A 14,988-nucleotide genomic window follows, 5' to 3' on the forward strand; every position below is an offset into this window, starting at 1 on the left:
AATGGACCCGATCAAAACCCGACGCGACGGCGCAATCCTTGAAGTGACGCTGGACCGGCCCAAGGCCAATGCCATTGATCTGGTCACCAGTCGCGTCATGGGTGAGGTTTTTGCCGAGTTTCGTGATGACCCGGACCTGCGCGTCGCCATCCTGACGGGTGCGGGCGAGAAGTTTTTTTGCCCAGGCTGGGACCTTAAGGCCGCTGCCGACGGCGATGCGGTTGACGGCGATTATGGCGTCGGAGGGTTTGGCGGCCTACAGGAACTGCGTGATCTGAACAAACCAGTGATCGCAGCCGTCAATGGTATCGCTTGCGGCGGCGGGCTGGAGCTGGCGTTGTCGGCAGACATGATCCTAGCGGCGGAACACGCCACCTTTGCCCTACCGGAAATCCGATCTGGCACTGTGGCAGACGCAGCCAGCGTCAAGCTGCCCAAACGCATCCCATACCACATCGCGATGGAGCTACTTCTGACCGGTCGCTGGTTCGACGCCGAAGAGGCCAATCGCTGGGGTTTGGTGAATGAGATCACGCCCGCCGACCAATTGATGGACCGCGCTTGGGAACTGGCGCGACTGCTGGCTTCGGGCCCACCGCTGGTCTATGCCGCGATCAAGGAAGTTGTACGCGATGCTGAAGACAGCAAGTTTCAGGATGCCATGAACCGGATCACCAAGCGTCAACTGCGCACGGTCGATGTCCTCTATGCGAGCGAAGACCAGTTAGAAGGGGCGCGCGCTTTTGCGGAAAAACGCGACCCGGTTTGGAAAGGAAAGTGAGCGGCTAGCGCTTCGGCGGCGTCAACCACTGTGCTGACATTCCATAGTTCGTGTTCTTGAGTTCCTGCTTGGCGATGGCTTGCAGGTGTACTTCGTCTGGACCATCTGCATAACGCAATGCCCTTGCCCAGGTATAGCTGTCAGCAAGCGGCGTATCGGGTGTCATGCCCATGGCCCCGAACACCTGCATTGCGCGATCCGTGACGGTGGCGTGCACATTGGGCGCCACCACTTTGATCAATGAGATTTCGCGCCGCGCCGCTTTCGCCCCAACCTGATCTATCTTCCACGCGGCCTGTAGGGTCAGCAAGCGCGCCTGTTCAATTTCAAGCCGCGATTTTGCGATCCATTCGCGGATCACACCCTGTTCCGACAGCTGCTTGCCAAATGCCTTCCGTTCTTGCGCGCGTTCAACCATCAGGGACAAAGCCATCTCGGCCGCGCCGATGGAACGCATACAGTGATGGATTCGCCCAGGCCCTAGCCGCGCCTGCGCCAGTGCAAAGCCCGCGCCCTCTTCGCCCAGCAGATTTCCAGCGGGCACACGCACATCCTTGAAGACCAGTTCCGCATGACCCTCGGGGTCGTGCATGTTCAGGATCGTAGGGTTACGCACTATTTCCAAGCCGGGCGAATCCTTGGGCACAATAATCATGCTCTGTTGTTTGTGCCGTTCCGCTTCGGGATCGGATTTGCCCATGACTATAAACATCTTTGTGTTCGGGTGGCAGGCATTGGTGATGAACCACTTGCGACCGTTGATGACATACTCATCCCCCTCTTTCCGGATCGAGGTGGTGATATTGGTCGCGTCCGAACTGGCCACGTCCGGTTCAGTCATCGCAAAGGAGGACCGTATTTCACCGTTCAGCAGCGGAACCAGCCATTGTTCGCGCTGTTCCGGTGCGGCGAACATATGCAAAAGCTCCATGTTACCAGTGTCCGGCGCGTTGCAGTTGAACACTTCGGAAGACCAACCAACCTGCCCCATCAGCTCAGCCAGAGGCGCGTATTCCAAATTGGTCAATCGCGTGCCGGGTTCATCGTCGCGCAACGAAGGTAGGAACAGGTTCCATAGCCCCTCGGCCCGAGCCAACGCCTTAAGGTTCTCCATGAAGGAGACCGGGAATTTGCCCGCCTCAATCTCTTCCTTGTGGTCGCGGATGCGCGGATATATGTGCGCTTCCATAAAGCGTTTCAGCTGATCTCGGACTTCCACTGTTCGCGGCGACGGGGCAAAATCCATGACTGTCCCTTTTCAAACTTTTTGGCGTTCATACACCCTAGCCTTGCCCGTCGCATTTTTGAAACCTGCTTACCTGATATTCCGTAGGGTCACTTAAGTTTTGGATCATGAAGTGTAACAGCACCGAATTGGTCGCGCTATGAGATTTCAAGTGGCACTGATCAGTTGCTCAACTTGCTGCTTGACGATAAGCGTCTAGACCCATGAGAATTTTACCGGACTGACGGAGACCAGGTGTCTGAGCAGCAGATGAAGAAATCGGATGACATCGCGCACAAACTGTCCGCGCGTATTGTCAGCGGCGCTTTCAAACCGGAAGAAAAGTTGCGACAGGACCTAATCGCGCGTGAATTTGGGGTCAGTCAAGTCACCGTGCGCGAGGCACTGCTGCTGCTCGCCTCTAAGGGGTTGGTAGTCGGTCTACCACGCCGGGGAATGTGTGTGGCGCCCATGGATCAAAACGCGATTCAAGAGCTTCGGGTCATGCGCCGGGCACTGGAGCCGGTGGCATTACTGCATTCGGTACCAAACCTTACCACCCATCAGATCGCACATATTGAGCAAGTACACACAGAATGTGACACCGCCCAGTCGGCTGAAGAGTGGGAGGATGCCAACCAACGCTTTCACATGGCCGTCATTGCAGCTTGCAACATGCCGCGAATGATCTCTGAAATCGAAAATTTACAACTGCTATACGCGTGGCACTTCAACAATCTGCATACAGAGAAATGGAGGCAGCGCGCGGACCCGGATCATGCGGCCATTCTTGCCGCCATCAAGGATCGCGACGCAGCCAAAGCGCATTCCGTGATGCAGCGCCACCTGACCCGATTGCCTTAGGTTGGGCCGGGTTTCCGCGCAATAATCCAAGTCGGATGATAGGTCAGTGAAACGCCGGAAGCATCGCCAAAACGCTGCGAATAATCGCTGCTGAACTCCAAAAGGCTGGATTTCGTCCAGGGTTTGTGCGCGCGACCGTTGACACCGGTTTTGCGAAGGTGATCCAGCACTTTTCTAGGTGTTGAAAACCGCATCTGCCGCTTATCTTCGCCGAATGCAACGACGTCCAAGAGACCATCCACAGCACAAACGAGTTCCTCAACTTCGCGCAAGCCTGGTGCTTTGGCCGCCGAACCAAAATGCATCAGTTCTCGATACTGTCCCGGACCAAACCCCGAAATCGCCAGCCACCCACCGGGTGCCAAAGCGATTGCTGCACGGCGTAAGAACACAGCGGGGTCAGGAAGCCACTGAATCATCGAAGCCGACACAATTAGATCCGGGCGATCTGGCCACGCCACCGTCTCGGCGTTACCGCACAGAAACTCTGCGCCCAACTCGTCGGCCGTTTCCTGCGCGTTCGGCGACAGGTCGTTGATGGTAAGCGTATCAAAGGCAAACAGAGCGCGAAGTCGCTGAGTCAGAAGCCCAGTACCGCAGCCAAATTCTAAAGCTGACGCAAATCGGTGCGGAGCACCACTGTTTCTCAGGTCCTGTGCCAAACGCTCCGCTATCCGGGCCTGTTGGCAGGCAGCGTCGTGATAAAAACCGAAACTGCGGCTGAAACTACGTTGAACCCGATCAATCAAAGGGGCATTCATGCAAGCCATTCCTCCCAAGTGTGCCCGGTTCGGAATGGGACATGGTGTCCGGGAATAGATCGGATTACCTCTTGTTGCTTGGCCCAGGCCACATGTTGCACCCGGGTTGGAATGATGCGGTCTCGTTCAGGAATCCAGATCCGATCAAAGCTGATTTCGGGTGCCGCGCCGCGCTCAAGCACTGCATAAAGCTCAGCCTTTGCATCGTCGATGTTGATCTCGGGTACGTTACCGTCCAGCCCAGCTCTCCGGCAGAATTTGACAAAGCTGTCAGCGCTCAGATGATCCGCAGTCGCGCCTATCATGTCCGGTGCAATGCCGCGTTCGGTATCAGCTGGGAAAAGTGTCCCGCTTACCGCGACAAGGCGATCTGGGCAGAGATCCGTTTGCGTAAGCCAATGAGCAGCCGACGCCACGCCAAAGGAAAACGAAAGCAGGTTGAACCGATCGAATTGTGCAAGCTCATTCAGTGGGTCATCCAACCGGGCGTAATTTTCGACCAGCAGAACATCTGTGTCACCAGCCAAACCCGCGAATGGCGTGGCCCCAAGGGCCCACCCCCCGAACACAACAAGCACCTCCTTGGTGCCTAACCGGGACAACCAGCGTTTCTTCATGACATATCTTGTGCCAGCGAGACCATCGCGGACGTCACGCGGCTCAGCTCGTCCGGGGTAATGACATATGGCGGCATACAATAGATATTGCGCGCGAATGGACGCAACCAAACACCGGTTTCAAGTGCCAACCCATGCGCAACCGAGGGATCAACCCAACCTTCCATTTCGATAACGCCAATAGCACCCAACACGCGTACATCGGCAACACCGGGTAAGGTTCGCGCCGGAGCAAGTTCCTGAACCATCTGCTCTGCAATACTTGCCACTTCGGCGCGCCAGTCCCGGACCGATAGCTGTTCCAAACTGGCCACCGCTGCAGCACAGGCCAGTGGGTTAGCCATATAGGTCGGGCCGTGCATCATAACCCCGGCCTCACTTTCCCCGATCCGCCGCGCAACGGTTTCGGTCGTGACAGTCGCCGCCAGAGTGATATGCCCCCCGGTCAGCGCTTTGCCGAGGCACAAGATATCCGGAACAACGCCAGCGTGGTGCAAAGCAAACAGTTCTCCGGTGCGGCCAAAGCCAGTGGCAATCTCATCGAAAATGACCAAGACATCATACGACTTACACATCTCGTAGGCCCGCTGCAGCCAGGTCGGGTGATAGAAATACATCCCCCCTGCCCCTTGCACGACGGGTTCCAAGATCAGGCCCGCGATTTGGTCGGCTTTGGTTTGTAGCAATTGTTCCAGAGCGTTCAGCCCATTCAGGTCGCCATCTTCGGACCACTCCCCCCCAAATGCGATCTGCGGGCGCGGTAAGAAATGCTGAACGGACAATGCGCCCGCGAACAGCCCGTGCATTCCGTTGACCGGGTCACAGACGCTCATCGCTTTCCACGTATCGCCGTGATAACCACCCCGAATGGTAGCGAATTGTGTGCGCCCCTTACAGCCCTGAGCCATCTGGTACTGCACCGCCATTTTCAGCGCCACCTCAATAGCGACCGAGCCACTGTCGCTATAGAAAATGCGATCCAGCCCATCGGGCAACAGGTCAATCATCCTGCGGCCCAGTTCAATCGCCGGAGAATGAGTCAGCCCGCCAAACATCACATGCGGCATCTGATCCAGTTGTGCCTGCATTGCCTTAATGATCGCCGGGTGACAGTGCCCATGCACCGCACACCACCAGGATGACATCGCGTCGATCATTCGCGTTCCATCTTCGGAGGTCAGCCAAACACCATCGGCCCCGGTGATTAGGTGCATCGGGCCGGGCTGCAGCACGTTTGTATATGGGTGCCAAAGATGGCGAGCGTCAAATTCAAGCGGGGTCACAGGGCGCTCCGGATTGCTTCTACGTTGATACCGGTGAATGCCTCGACCAGGCCGTCGGGCGACAGAGTGTCGATGAGCGGCAAACGACCCAAGTGTTGGGTATTGTTCATCTCAGCTATGGTTTGCTCAACATCCAGTTCGGCATCACCAACGAAGGCCACACCCACCACATTGCAGCCTGCATTGCGCAGTGCCATCAGGGACAGCGTAGTGTGGTTAATCGTCCCCAAAGCAGTACGCGCTACCAACACGACCGGTGCCTGCCACTGCGCAATCACATCGAGGAAGAACACCCGACGATTGAGCGGAACCATCAGCCCGCCCGCGCCTTCGACCACCAACGGACCATCAACTTTTGGCAAGGATAGGAGGTCGCGATCAATCTCAATCCCCATATCCTCAGCCGACAAATGCGGCGAGGCGGGCATGTTCAGACGATACGCCTCGGGCAGTACCTCGGCACCAGTCAGGGTGGCGACGGTTTCGGAGTCCGTCACCTCTTCCAGACCGGATTGCACAGGCTTCCAATAGCGCGCGCCAAGGGCGGTGGTCAAACCTGCGGCAAAGATGGTTTTACCGATCCCGGTGTCTGTTCCAGTGACGATGACAGTGCTCATGCGGCCTCACTTTGATGTTGGGCAAGCGCTTCGAACAGGGCGGTGGTGTCCGCGTCAGTCACACTTCCGGTGACAGACACCCGCAGTCGCGAGGTCCCACGCGGCACAGTCGGAGGCCGGATGCCACGCACATCGAACCCCTGCGCCTGCAAGGTCGAGGCCATTGCCATCGTCTGCGCCTCGTTGCCCAGTATGACCGGGATGATCTGACTGTTGAGCATATGAAGCGGCACGCCGTAACGCGTGGCCTCAAGATGCGCATGGCGTAAGCGCGCCTCGGCGGCGTCAACCAAGGCAGTATCGGCTTGAAGCTGCGCCAGCACCGCTCGGATAAGGGCTGCGTTGAACGGAGACGGCGCGGTTGCAAAGATGAACGGGCGAGCGCGGTTGATCAGTGCATCAATCATAACCTTGGGCCCGCAAATCAGGCCTCCGGCGACACCCAAACCTTTGCCGCAGGTATGCAGGGTCAGCACTTCGGCCTTCAGACCGTGTGCCAGACCTTTGCCATGCGGGCCGAAAACGCCAGTGGCATGGGCTTCGTCCACGACAAACATTGCATCGTATTCAATTGCCAAGTCGGAGAGCGCCTGAAGCGGGGCGATATCGCCCTGCATCGAATAAACGCTCTCCACCGCGATCCAGATTTGGCCCGAGCCACCAGCTGCCATCCAATCCGTGATCTTTTTGCGGGCGTCTGCCACATCGTTATGGGCAAAGGCGCGCGTGTCGGCGCGGCTCGTGCGCATGCCCTCATGAGCACTGGCATGAACCAGATTGTCATACAGGATCAGGTCTCCGGCTGCAGGCAGGGTCGAGAAAATCGCTTGATTGGCTTGAAACCCACCCCCCATGAACAAAGCGGCCTCGGCCCCGAAAAACGCAGCGGCCTCCTGCTCCAATGCTTCATGTTCTGGGTGGTTCCCGCGCAACAGTCGCGATCCTCCTGAGCCCAGAGGCACATCGCGTTGCAATGCCTTCTGCGCAGCGTCACGCAGAAAAGGGGATTCTGCCAAGCCAAGATAGTCGTTCGATGCAAAGTCCAAGCCGCGCCTTGGGGATAGCACCCGGCGGCGATGCCGGGCGCCTAGCGTTTCAAGCATAGAGTTCAGCCGACCCAGTGCCTTCATTCAGCCGCTTCCGCGCAGCTTTGCCCCGCCACGGTTTCAGCTTCCAGTCCGAGCTTGGCAAACAGAACCGCGTCTTTGTCTTCCTCGGGGTTTTCCGCGGTTAGCAGCGTTTCACCCACAAAGATCGAATTCGTACCTGCTAGGAAACACATCGCCTGATGCTCGTCGCTCATGTCGCTGCGACCGGCGGACAGGCGCACGTATGATTTAGGCATCATGATCCTGGCCGTGGCGATCACGCGGACAAACTCGATCGGGTCGATCGGCTTTGCATCGGCCAGAGGGGTGTCTTCCTGTGGCATCAGCATGTTGACCGGCACAGATTCAGGTGCGGGGCCTAAATTTGCCAATGTGACCAACATATCAATTCGGTCCTTGATCTCTTCACCCATGCCGAGAATACCGCCGGAACACACCTTAATCCCTGCCTCTTGTACGCGGTTCAACGTGTCGAGCCGGTCTGCAAAAGTGCGGGTGGTGATCACTTCGGGGTAATATCGCTCGGACGTGTCGATGTTATGGTTGTAATAGTCGAGCCCGGCATCGCGAAGGCGGAAAACCTGATCCTCATCCAGCATGCCCAGCGTCATGCAGGTTTCCATACCCATTTCGCGCACACCTTCAACCATGGCTACAAGCGCATCCATGTCGCGATCTTTCGGTTCGCGCCAAGCGGCACCCATGCAGAAGCGGGTTGCACCGCCATCTTTTGCCTTGCGGGCCTCGGACAACACGCGCTGCACTTCTATCAGTTTCGAAGCCGACAGTTTCGAGCCATTGCGCGCGGATTGTGAGCAATAGGAACAGTCTTCAGCGCAGCCACCTGTCTTGATGGACAACAGTTTGGAAGTTTGGATTTTGTTGGGATCGAAATTCTCGCGATGCACGGTTTGCGCGTGGAACAGCAGGTCCATCAACGGAAGGTCATATACGGCTTGAGCTGCCTCGCGGGTCCACTTTGGGGAGATGTTTTTCATTTTATCGATAATTTTCCAAAGTTCCATGTTTCGTGAATGTAATATCGATACAATGCCAAACTACAACTGAAAACTTCGCCACAAGTAAGCCCCGCGCGGCTATGACGCGCACCAGCGATTAGGTTTGGAGCAACTTAACAGCTTAAAATTTGCGTCTCTGAGAGTGTATCGAAGGCAACAACCATCCAACAGATCCGGTTCTTAGCCACGCCACCCTTACCGCCGCTATGCGATCAAAAGGGCGCCAGAAACACCCGACTTACTGGGAAGCGACAACTTTGAGGTGGCGGTCAGACAATCAGGTTCGGACTGAACAAAACTTGAACGGAAACCGCGATGAAGAACAGCACGCTTCCGGCCAATACAAAGGCATGCCAAATGGTGTTGTGAAACGGGAGCCGCTCGAACAAATAGAATACGACGCCAATAGTATAGACAAGACCACCTGCGATGATCAGCCAGACCACAGCCGGAGTCAGTGTGGCGAGCATAGGCTTACCGGCCCAAACAACTGCCCAACCCATCATCAGATACAGCGTCAACCCAAACCAGCGAAAACGCCCCGGATCAATCAACTTCAGCACGGAGCCCAACGTGGCCGAGGACCAAAGACCAATCAACAGCCCAGGCGCCTGAACACCCGGCAACAAAAGAAATGGCGTGTATGTCCCCGCTATCTTCACATAAATACCCGAGTGATCGAGCCGTCGCAGTAGGTCAGACCATCTCTCACTTTCGACCATGTTATACAGCGCCGAGAACGTAAGCATTAGCACCAGTGCGGTACCGTAAACGAAAACACCCAGCACGGCTTCGGGTTCGGTTCGGTTCTGGGCGGTAGTCGTGATCAGGATTGGAACCGCGATAAGAGCGGCAACAACCCCTAAGACATGCACAACTCCATCGCTGATGCGCTCAGCCCGGCTGTAGGCCGGGCGGATATCTGCCAATGACCACATCCATTAAACGTAGGCACCTACGGTCGGCCGGACAAGTCCACCACACTTGCAGCTGAACTATACACTCAGCAAAGCTATCTTCGGTTTGGCTCATCGCCCGGTTTGGGGTCTTTGTACCTGTTGAGATCAAAAACCCCTGCCTGAATGGGTTTATGGTTTAGAAACATTTCATAAACCAAATCGCTCAGCGCCCAAAAATTCGGGCTTGTCCGGCGCACCCCAAAATCGGCGACCACATCCATAAAGTCGTTTTGCGTCTGGATAGATTTCAGCGCACTGGTAAAGGCGGGCAGTTGCTCTTGCTTCAGGTAAAAGAAGAAATTTGGATAGCTTCCGATCAATTCAGGAAGGATCGTCAGTACATCCTCGCCGGGATCGCGTCTGGCCTCTTCATCGAACAGGAACGCCACATTGTAGTGGGCTTTGTCATGAGCAAGGGTGAAAAGCTGCGTCGTACCGTCTTCCAGTTCTACGACAAGAACGGACAAGTCTGGCAGGTATTTCACCCAATCGCCCGTTTGGCCCGCCACATTACGTAGTTCCGCGCTCAATGCATCCGAAGGGCACCCACCTTCGGAACATCTATTGACGGGGTCGATTGTAGGCCACAGCCCGTTGCCGCGATCCAACAATTCCAACAGAAATTCTTGTTTAGGTGTAGTGGTTTCAAAGGTGATCCCCGTGGGGAAAGTGTCATCGACTCGCCGACGATGCCAATAGGTGTGCAGCTCTGCCAACGCGCCCTGATACCAGTGCGCGTGCATCTTTGGACGAACATCCTTTGGCATGAAGAACAGGAATGTATCTTCACTCTCCATCCGCAACTCATCCATGTAAAGCCGCGTCGCCAATTGATGCTCAACCCGACCGAACACATCATAACCCGCGACCAGATCATAGTAGATGCGCTCAAATATTGGAAAGTCGATGACCCACGCGGTTTCCGGAATGTCGCCGTGGAACCCCGTCATGGCCGAGGCATTATCGAAATGACGAAAAACCGTAATCAAAGCGTTCGGGTTGGTACTATCGCCATCCCAGATTGAATCATAGTCAAAGCCGGTATCGTAGACCGGAGCCTTTCGATATCGCGCATCCCTGAACTCAAGATACTTAACTTGGTTCTTGTGTGAGAACCCTTGCAAGGTGCCCAGAACGCCAGCATCGGCTTCTGACACGGGCAATTCAAGATAGACCGCCCCGTCTTGCAGGTAGCTCGGGTCTGTAATCGATAAGTCTGCCTCGGGATCAAGGAAACTGACCCAGAACCGGTCTTCGATGACATCAACTGCCGTCTCACCATGGCAGACAGGGCCGCGGATAAAGCTGCGAACGAAGAACAGCGCATCGTCCAACAAGAACTGATAGCGGCTTTTGGCGGGCATCTGCATGAAAGTGCTGAACGGATTGCCGCCCTCGGCATCCCCGTAAGGAGGCAGTTCGTTGAGTGCCCACTCAGGTTCAAGAAATAGCTGCCGGTAACGCGCCATGCGGTCTGATCCCAGCGAGTACACCAAATGCTCTTTATGCACGATCGTTTCGGCAATCAGCTCTAGGCGATAGTAAAACTCGTCTGACCCCGGGTCATCAAACGGCCGCCGCGTTGCGATGATGTCGATGGCTTCGCCCGGTGCGGTTGTGGAACGCACAAGTTGGAAAAACCGCCTCGGATCGTCACCTTGGAAATGAAGCCGGGCCAAGAACAAGTGTTCATACAGATATCGGCTCATCAGCTGCTCGCGCAGATCATCGCTGTTCAGGAACGTCTCCCACTCTGCGATCTGATCCTGAATCTCGTCCGGGATATCAGAGGATACGGCTGGCAGCGGTGTTCCGCTGCGTGCCCAGCCTACTAAGGTCTGATACTCTGCATCCACGAGGGGCGCGACACCGTATGGCATGCCCGCCTTTGCGTGATCCTTACTAAATGCACCAAACTCACCCGAGGTCGCACAGACCAACGGACGATCAAGTGCAAGGCCCAGTTCGTCAGGCAATGGCGCATCAACTGGCAGAGGATTTGCGCGGCCCAACTCAAGATACCGTTGCAACAAGCTAACTTCGTCGCTCTGCCCCGGTTCGCTTGTAACCGAAAAAAACCCTAACGCGCGCCATTCTGGCACTGTTTGCGCATCGATCCCAAGTCGGGTGGGTTGGGCATCCGTCAAACGCTCGGTATGGTAGACGACCTCTTTGCTGGCCCCACGCAAGACCCCTTCGGGCGAGGTCAGCTTTAACTGGCAGGGTGCGTCATAGCAGCTGTGGCAGACGACACAGCGTCGGTCCATGATCGCCTTCACATCATTCGAAGGCTGGTCACGAACCACAGGGATCGCCGTGTCTTGAGCCTGGGCCTTTAACGTAAAGCCAAAAACAATGGTCAACGCGACTGCAACTGTCAGCGATAATAGACCTTTTCGCATGAGCGCCCTCCGTAACCTGCCAATATCATTGCAGTTACAGAGGGCGTTACGCAAGTATCAGCCGATTTGGTATCCCGGCGTCGAGCGTGAAATTTCGGTTTCTTCATCCGTCATCTCGACAGGGAAACCATCAAACAGGGGTGTGCTCAGATACCGTTCGCCAGTGTCGGGCAGCATGCACAACACGGATGCGCCGGGCTCAGCCTGTTCAGCGATTTGCATCGCGACGGCAAAAGTTGCGCCGCCAGAAACACCGGTCAGAATACCTTCTTGGCTAGCCAGTTTTTGGGCCCATTCAACGCCCGCTGGTCCAGCCACCGGAACAAGTTCATCGAAATAGCTGTTGTCGATGGATTCCTGCAGAACTGCCGGAATGAAATCAGGTGTCCAGCCCTGAATCACATGCGGCTCAAACGCCGGATGGCTTGAGACAGGATCGCTGTCCTTGCCCCGCTCGGTTGCGATACCGCTGCCTACCAATTGTGCGTTGGCGGGCTCAGACAGGATAATCTTTGTATCGGGTCGTTCCGTTCTCAAAACCCGCGCGACGCCCGTAACCGTACCGCCAGTGCCGTAGCCCGTCACGAAATAGTCCAAACGCTCACCGTCAAAATCGCTCAGAATTTCACGGGCCGTTGTTGCGGCGTGGATTTCGGCATTCGCCTGCGTCTCAAACTGGCGCGCTAGAAACCAGCCATGTGCCTCAGCCAGCTCGGCAGCTTTGCGGTACATGCCAAAACCTTTTTCCGCCTTTGGGGTCAGAATAACCTTTGCGCCAAGCATACGCATCAACCGTCGGCGCTCAGTCGAGAAACTTTCGGCCATGGTGACCACCAGCGGATAACCTTTTTGCGCACAGACCATAGCGAGACCAATCCCAGTGTTACCACTGGTCGCTTCGACAACCGTTTGACCGGGTTTCAATGCACCACTGCGTTCAGCCGCCTCGATGATGTTGACAGCCAGACGATCTTTGACCGATCCGGCGGGATTGAACGCTTCGAACTTCACGAAGAGGTTGACGTCCTCTGGCCCTAAATTGTTGATGCGGATCGTGGGAGTATTACCGATAGTATCGAGTACGCTGTCAAAGATACGGCCATTGCCCGATGTGGTTCTGAGTTTTGGGTCGGTCATTGGGTTTCCTCACGTTTTCGGCTGCGCTTTCAGACCTTTCTACCCGTAGCACATGACAATGTCTCGAGTCCTTTCTGTGAAAAACCTAGCAATCCCGGCCATTCTCCTTCCCGCGTGAGGAGCCTCAGATGTCCAATACCACCACCTCCGTGCCTTCGGCGGGGACGGCGCAACAAATCAACACTTCGTCTTCTGAATGATCCGCTGTTGGCTCGGTGCGATACGCGACTTGTCCAGAAGTTTTTCGTGTCAGACAGCTCCCACACGATCCGGAACGGCAGGAAAACAAGGGCGTCAAACCCTGCGCCTCTGCGGTTTCCAACAAAGTCGGGTCGCCCTTTTGCCACCGTACGTCTTTCCCACTGGCCTCAAATTTAACCACTGCCTCTTCTGCCTCTGATCCTGGCTGGAACGAGGTAGCCTGGCCGCCCGAACGCCGTATCAACGCGGCGGGGCCAAAGCTTTCTGCAAAAATCCGATCGTCGCGCACACCGAGGTCACGCAGCATGTCGTAAACGGACTGCATAAAGGGCGCCGGTCCGCAGAGATAGAAATCATAGTCGTCCAGCGGAAGCGTTTTTTGAACCAACTCAGGCGTTACGTAGCCCTGTACATCAAAGTCCACACCTTCGCGCGCACCACGCTCTGGCTGGGAAATGACTGAGACATAGCGGATATTGCCAGCGCTCGTGGCTTCGGCTCGGCGCAGATCGGAGTGGAAAGCCCGATGTGAGGCCTTCTGTGCTGCGTGGAAAATAGTTAGTCGACGTGTATACCCTGTGCGCTCTCCATCGTTGAGCACATGACGGGTCATCGACATCATCGGTGTGATCCCAACCCCACCCGCGAACAACACAGCAGGACGCGGTTCATCTGTGTCCATATAAAACTGTCCACTTGGGGCTTTGACCTCAACCAGATCCCCGACGGACAGCTTATTGTGAAGATAGTTCGAGACGGTACCATTGCGTTCACGTTTGACAGAAATACGATATCTTGGGTCACCGGGCGCGGAGGAAACCGTATAGGTTCGCACCACCAGTTTTTCGCTGTCAGGGCTGACACGGATCGAAAGGAATTGGCCCGGCTTAAAGGACGGCAACGGCAACCCGTCAGCAGGCTCAAACGTAAAGGAGCGGATTGTACTGCTTTCATCCTTTATCGAAGTCACCCGCATTGATCGCCACTGCCGCCGTGACGCTTCAGCCTTTTGTCGCGCCTCAACCTCTTGCCAGCTATCCGCCATCAGGCTGTTGGGCGAATACTCCCGAAATTCGCCCCGGAAGGGTAGCGCATCATAGATGCGTAAGCCGTGATACAGATGAAACCGCCAGCCTCGGCTTGCGCCTTGGAAGCCTGCGACGTCGGGATGATCTTCCGACAAAACTTCCACCGTCCCGGTCAACATCAATACGTCACCTGTTTGGTAATCCGGGAACAGCAAGCCCGCGCGTGGGTTCACCAGAAAATTGCCCAGCGTGTTGAAGAAATTGTTGCCCGCAAAGTCCGGTATCAGCAAACTGTTGCCTTCGACCTTTACGAACCCAGACCGCCCCCCCCGGTGCGAGACGTCCACGCCAGTGTGGTCGGGCGTGTTTGCCGAACTTGCTACATAGAACGAGTTAGCTGCGGCGATCATTTCGCGCGCATGCAAATCCAGTTCAAAGAACCGATCACTACGTCGGCGTTCGATAATGGCCTCGGGGTCCCGGACAAAAGAAAACTCGTGCGTCTGGATATATTGCGGGCAATTCCCGAAGGACTGAACCACATCCAGCGAAAAACTGTCGTCCTCGACTTGGCCCACGTTCGCATTCATGCGGTTGCGACGGCGCGTGGACAGTTCAACGCCAACCACGCCGATCGGCGCACCGGGTTTCAAAGCCGCACTCAAGGGATCGTCTGACAGGGGCCGGACATCAACGTCTAGTCGTCTGTCGTTCGGTGACCGAATAAACCCCGGCCTCCCCGAGATCATTGATGCCCAGGGCCAACCATCAGAGCTGACGCTGCCAACAACGATGAAGGGAAGTTGCCCGAAGAATTTGCGGTGCTGGTCTGGCATGAAAGGGCGAATAAAGTTTCGGCCAAGGTCCTCAACCTTGTCGCGTTTTCCGACGCGGGCTTGCATATCCTGCTCACCTGCGTGGAACGGTGACTTTTGTGATGTTACCGGAGCGTTCATGGTGGACCTCATCTGTCTTATAGGTTGTC

The 14,988-nt window shown here is 56.0% G+C and carries 13 protein-coding genes; 2 read left to right on the plus strand and 11 right to left on the minus strand.

The genetic code is table 11. The features are described 5' to 3' along the window. Position 1: 1 nt before the first annotated feature. Positions 2-781, plus strand: a complete 780-nt coding sequence (locus tag ACR0L3_RS10830; RefSeq protein WP_480745727.1) for a carnitinyl-CoA dehydratase — start codon at positions 2-4, stop codon at positions 779-781. Between the two features lie 4 nt (positions 782-785). Here the strand turns inward: ACR0L3_RS10830 and ACR0L3_RS10835 are convergent, their stop codons facing one another. Then, positions 786-2,027 (minus strand): acyl-CoA dehydrogenase family protein, encoded by a 1,242-nt coding sequence (locus tag ACR0L3_RS10835; protein WP_480745728.1) that lies wholly within the window; start codon positions 2,025-2,027, stop codon positions 786-788. A 234-nt stretch (positions 2,028-2,261) separates the two neighbouring features. On the opposite strand from ACR0L3_RS10835, the gene ACR0L3_RS10840 reads away from it, so the two are divergent. Continuing rightward, on the plus strand, positions 2,262-2,870 hold the full coding sequence (locus ACR0L3_RS10840; protein WP_480745729.1) for a GntR family transcriptional regulator: 609 nt from the start codon (positions 2,262-2,264) through the stop codon (positions 2,868-2,870). Here ACR0L3_RS10840 and ACR0L3_RS10845 read toward each other — a convergent pair. The 10 genes from ACR0L3_RS10845 to ACR0L3_RS10890 all read right to left on the minus strand — a co-directional run bounded on the left by ACR0L3_RS10845 (position 2,867) and on the right by ACR0L3_RS10890 (position 14,959). Further along, positions 2,867-3,631 (minus strand): methyltransferase domain-containing protein, encoded by a 765-nt coding sequence (locus tag ACR0L3_RS10845; protein ID WP_480745730.1) that lies wholly within the window; start codon positions 3,629-3,631, stop codon positions 2,867-2,869. The genes ACR0L3_RS10840 and ACR0L3_RS10845 overlap by 4 nt on opposite strands. Then, entirely contained in the window at positions 3,628-4,248 is a 621-nt protein-coding gene (locus ACR0L3_RS10850) for a pimeloyl-ACP methyl esterase BioG family protein (protein WP_480745731.1), read from the minus strand. Before ACR0L3_RS10850 ends, ACR0L3_RS10845 begins: the two co-directional genes overlap by 4 nt. Further along, positions 4,245-5,531, minus strand: coding sequence for an adenosylmethionine--8-amino-7-oxononanoate transaminase (bioA, locus tag ACR0L3_RS10855; protein ID WP_480745732.1), 1,287 nt, complete (start codon positions 5,529-5,531; stop codon positions 4,245-4,247). Before bioA ends, ACR0L3_RS10850 begins: the two co-directional genes overlap by 4 nt. Beyond that, on the minus strand, positions 5,528-6,148 hold the full coding sequence (gene bioD, locus ACR0L3_RS10860; RefSeq protein ID WP_480745733.1) for a dethiobiotin synthase: 621 nt from the start codon (positions 6,146-6,148) through the stop codon (positions 5,528-5,530). The genes bioA and bioD overlap by 4 nt, the downstream gene beginning before the upstream one ends. Then, positions 6,145-7,278, minus strand: a complete 1,134-nt coding sequence (locus ACR0L3_RS10865) for an 8-amino-7-oxononanoate synthase (protein ID WP_480745734.1) — start codon at positions 7,276-7,278, stop codon at positions 6,145-6,147. Before ACR0L3_RS10865 ends, bioD begins: the two co-directional genes overlap by 4 nt. Beyond that, entirely contained in the window at positions 7,275-8,255 is a 981-nt protein-coding gene (gene bioB, locus ACR0L3_RS10870) for a biotin synthase BioB (RefSeq protein WP_480745735.1), read from the minus strand. Before bioB ends, ACR0L3_RS10865 begins: the two co-directional genes overlap by 4 nt. 290 nt (positions 8,256-8,545) lie before the next feature. Continuing rightward, positions 8,546-9,214 (minus strand): PAQR family membrane homeostasis protein TrhA, encoded by a 669-nt coding sequence (gene trhA, locus ACR0L3_RS10875; protein WP_480745736.1) that lies wholly within the window; start codon positions 9,212-9,214, stop codon positions 8,546-8,548. A gap of 74 nt (positions 9,215-9,288) precedes the next feature. Then, entirely contained in the window at positions 9,289-11,637 is a 2,349-nt protein-coding gene (locus tag ACR0L3_RS10880; protein WP_480745737.1) for a fatty acid cis/trans isomerase, read from the minus strand. A 57-nt stretch (positions 11,638-11,694) separates the two neighbouring features. Beyond that, on the minus strand, positions 11,695-12,774 hold the full coding sequence (gene cysK, locus ACR0L3_RS10885; protein ID WP_480745738.1) for a cysteine synthase A: 1,080 nt from the start codon (positions 12,772-12,774) through the stop codon (positions 11,695-11,697). 124 nt (positions 12,775-12,898) lie between these two features. Next, complete coding sequence (locus ACR0L3_RS10890; RefSeq protein WP_480745739.1) at positions 12,899-14,959, minus strand: FAD-binding oxidoreductase; 2,061 nt, start codon at positions 14,957-14,959, stop codon at positions 12,899-12,901. Positions 14,960-14,988: the final 29 nt, after the last annotated feature.

It is taken from the genome of Ruegeria sp. CK1, assembly GCF_056536545.1.

Bases quoted from the DNA above. Each gene is read 5' to 3' on its own strand.
- ACR0L3_RS10830 (WP_480745727.1), top strand. From the start codon at position 2: ATGGACCCGATCAAAACCCGACGCGACGGCGCAATCCTTGAAGTGACG.
- ACR0L3_RS10880 (WP_480745737.1), bottom strand. From the start codon at position 11,637: ATGCGAAAAGGTCTATTATCGCTGACAGTTGCAGTCGCGTTGACCATT.
- ACR0L3_RS10850 (WP_480745731.1), bottom strand. From the start codon at position 4,248: ATGAAGAAACGCTGGTTGTCCCGGTTAGGCACCAAGGAGGTGCTTGTT.
- bioD (WP_480745733.1), bottom strand. From the start codon at position 6,148: ATGAGCACTGTCATCGTCACTGGAACAGACACCGGGATCGGTAAAACC.
- ACR0L3_RS10845 (WP_480745730.1), bottom strand. From the start codon at position 3,631: ATGAATGCCCCTTTGATTGATCGGGTTCAACGTAGTTTCAGCCGCAGT.
- cysK (WP_480745738.1), bottom strand. From the start codon at position 12,774: ATGACCGACCCAAAACTCAGAACCACATCGGGCAATGGCCGTATCTTT.
- trhA (WP_480745736.1), bottom strand. From the start codon at position 9,214: ATGTGGTCATTGGCAGATATCCGCCCGGCCTACAGCCGGGCTGAGCGC.
- bioB (WP_480745735.1), bottom strand. From the start codon at position 8,255: ATGAAAAACATCTCCCCAAAGTGGACCCGCGAGGCAGCTCAAGCCGTA.
- ACR0L3_RS10865 (WP_480745734.1), bottom strand. From the start codon at position 7,278: ATGAAGGCACTGGGTCGGCTGAACTCTATGCTTGAAACGCTAGGCGCC.
- ACR0L3_RS10835 (WP_480745728.1), bottom strand. From the start codon at position 2,027: ATGGATTTTGCCCCGTCGCCGCGAACAGTGGAAGTCCGAGATCAGCTG.
- ACR0L3_RS10890 (WP_480745739.1), bottom strand. From the start codon at position 14,959: ATGAACGCTCCGGTAACATCACAAAAGTCACCGTTCCACGCAGGTGAG.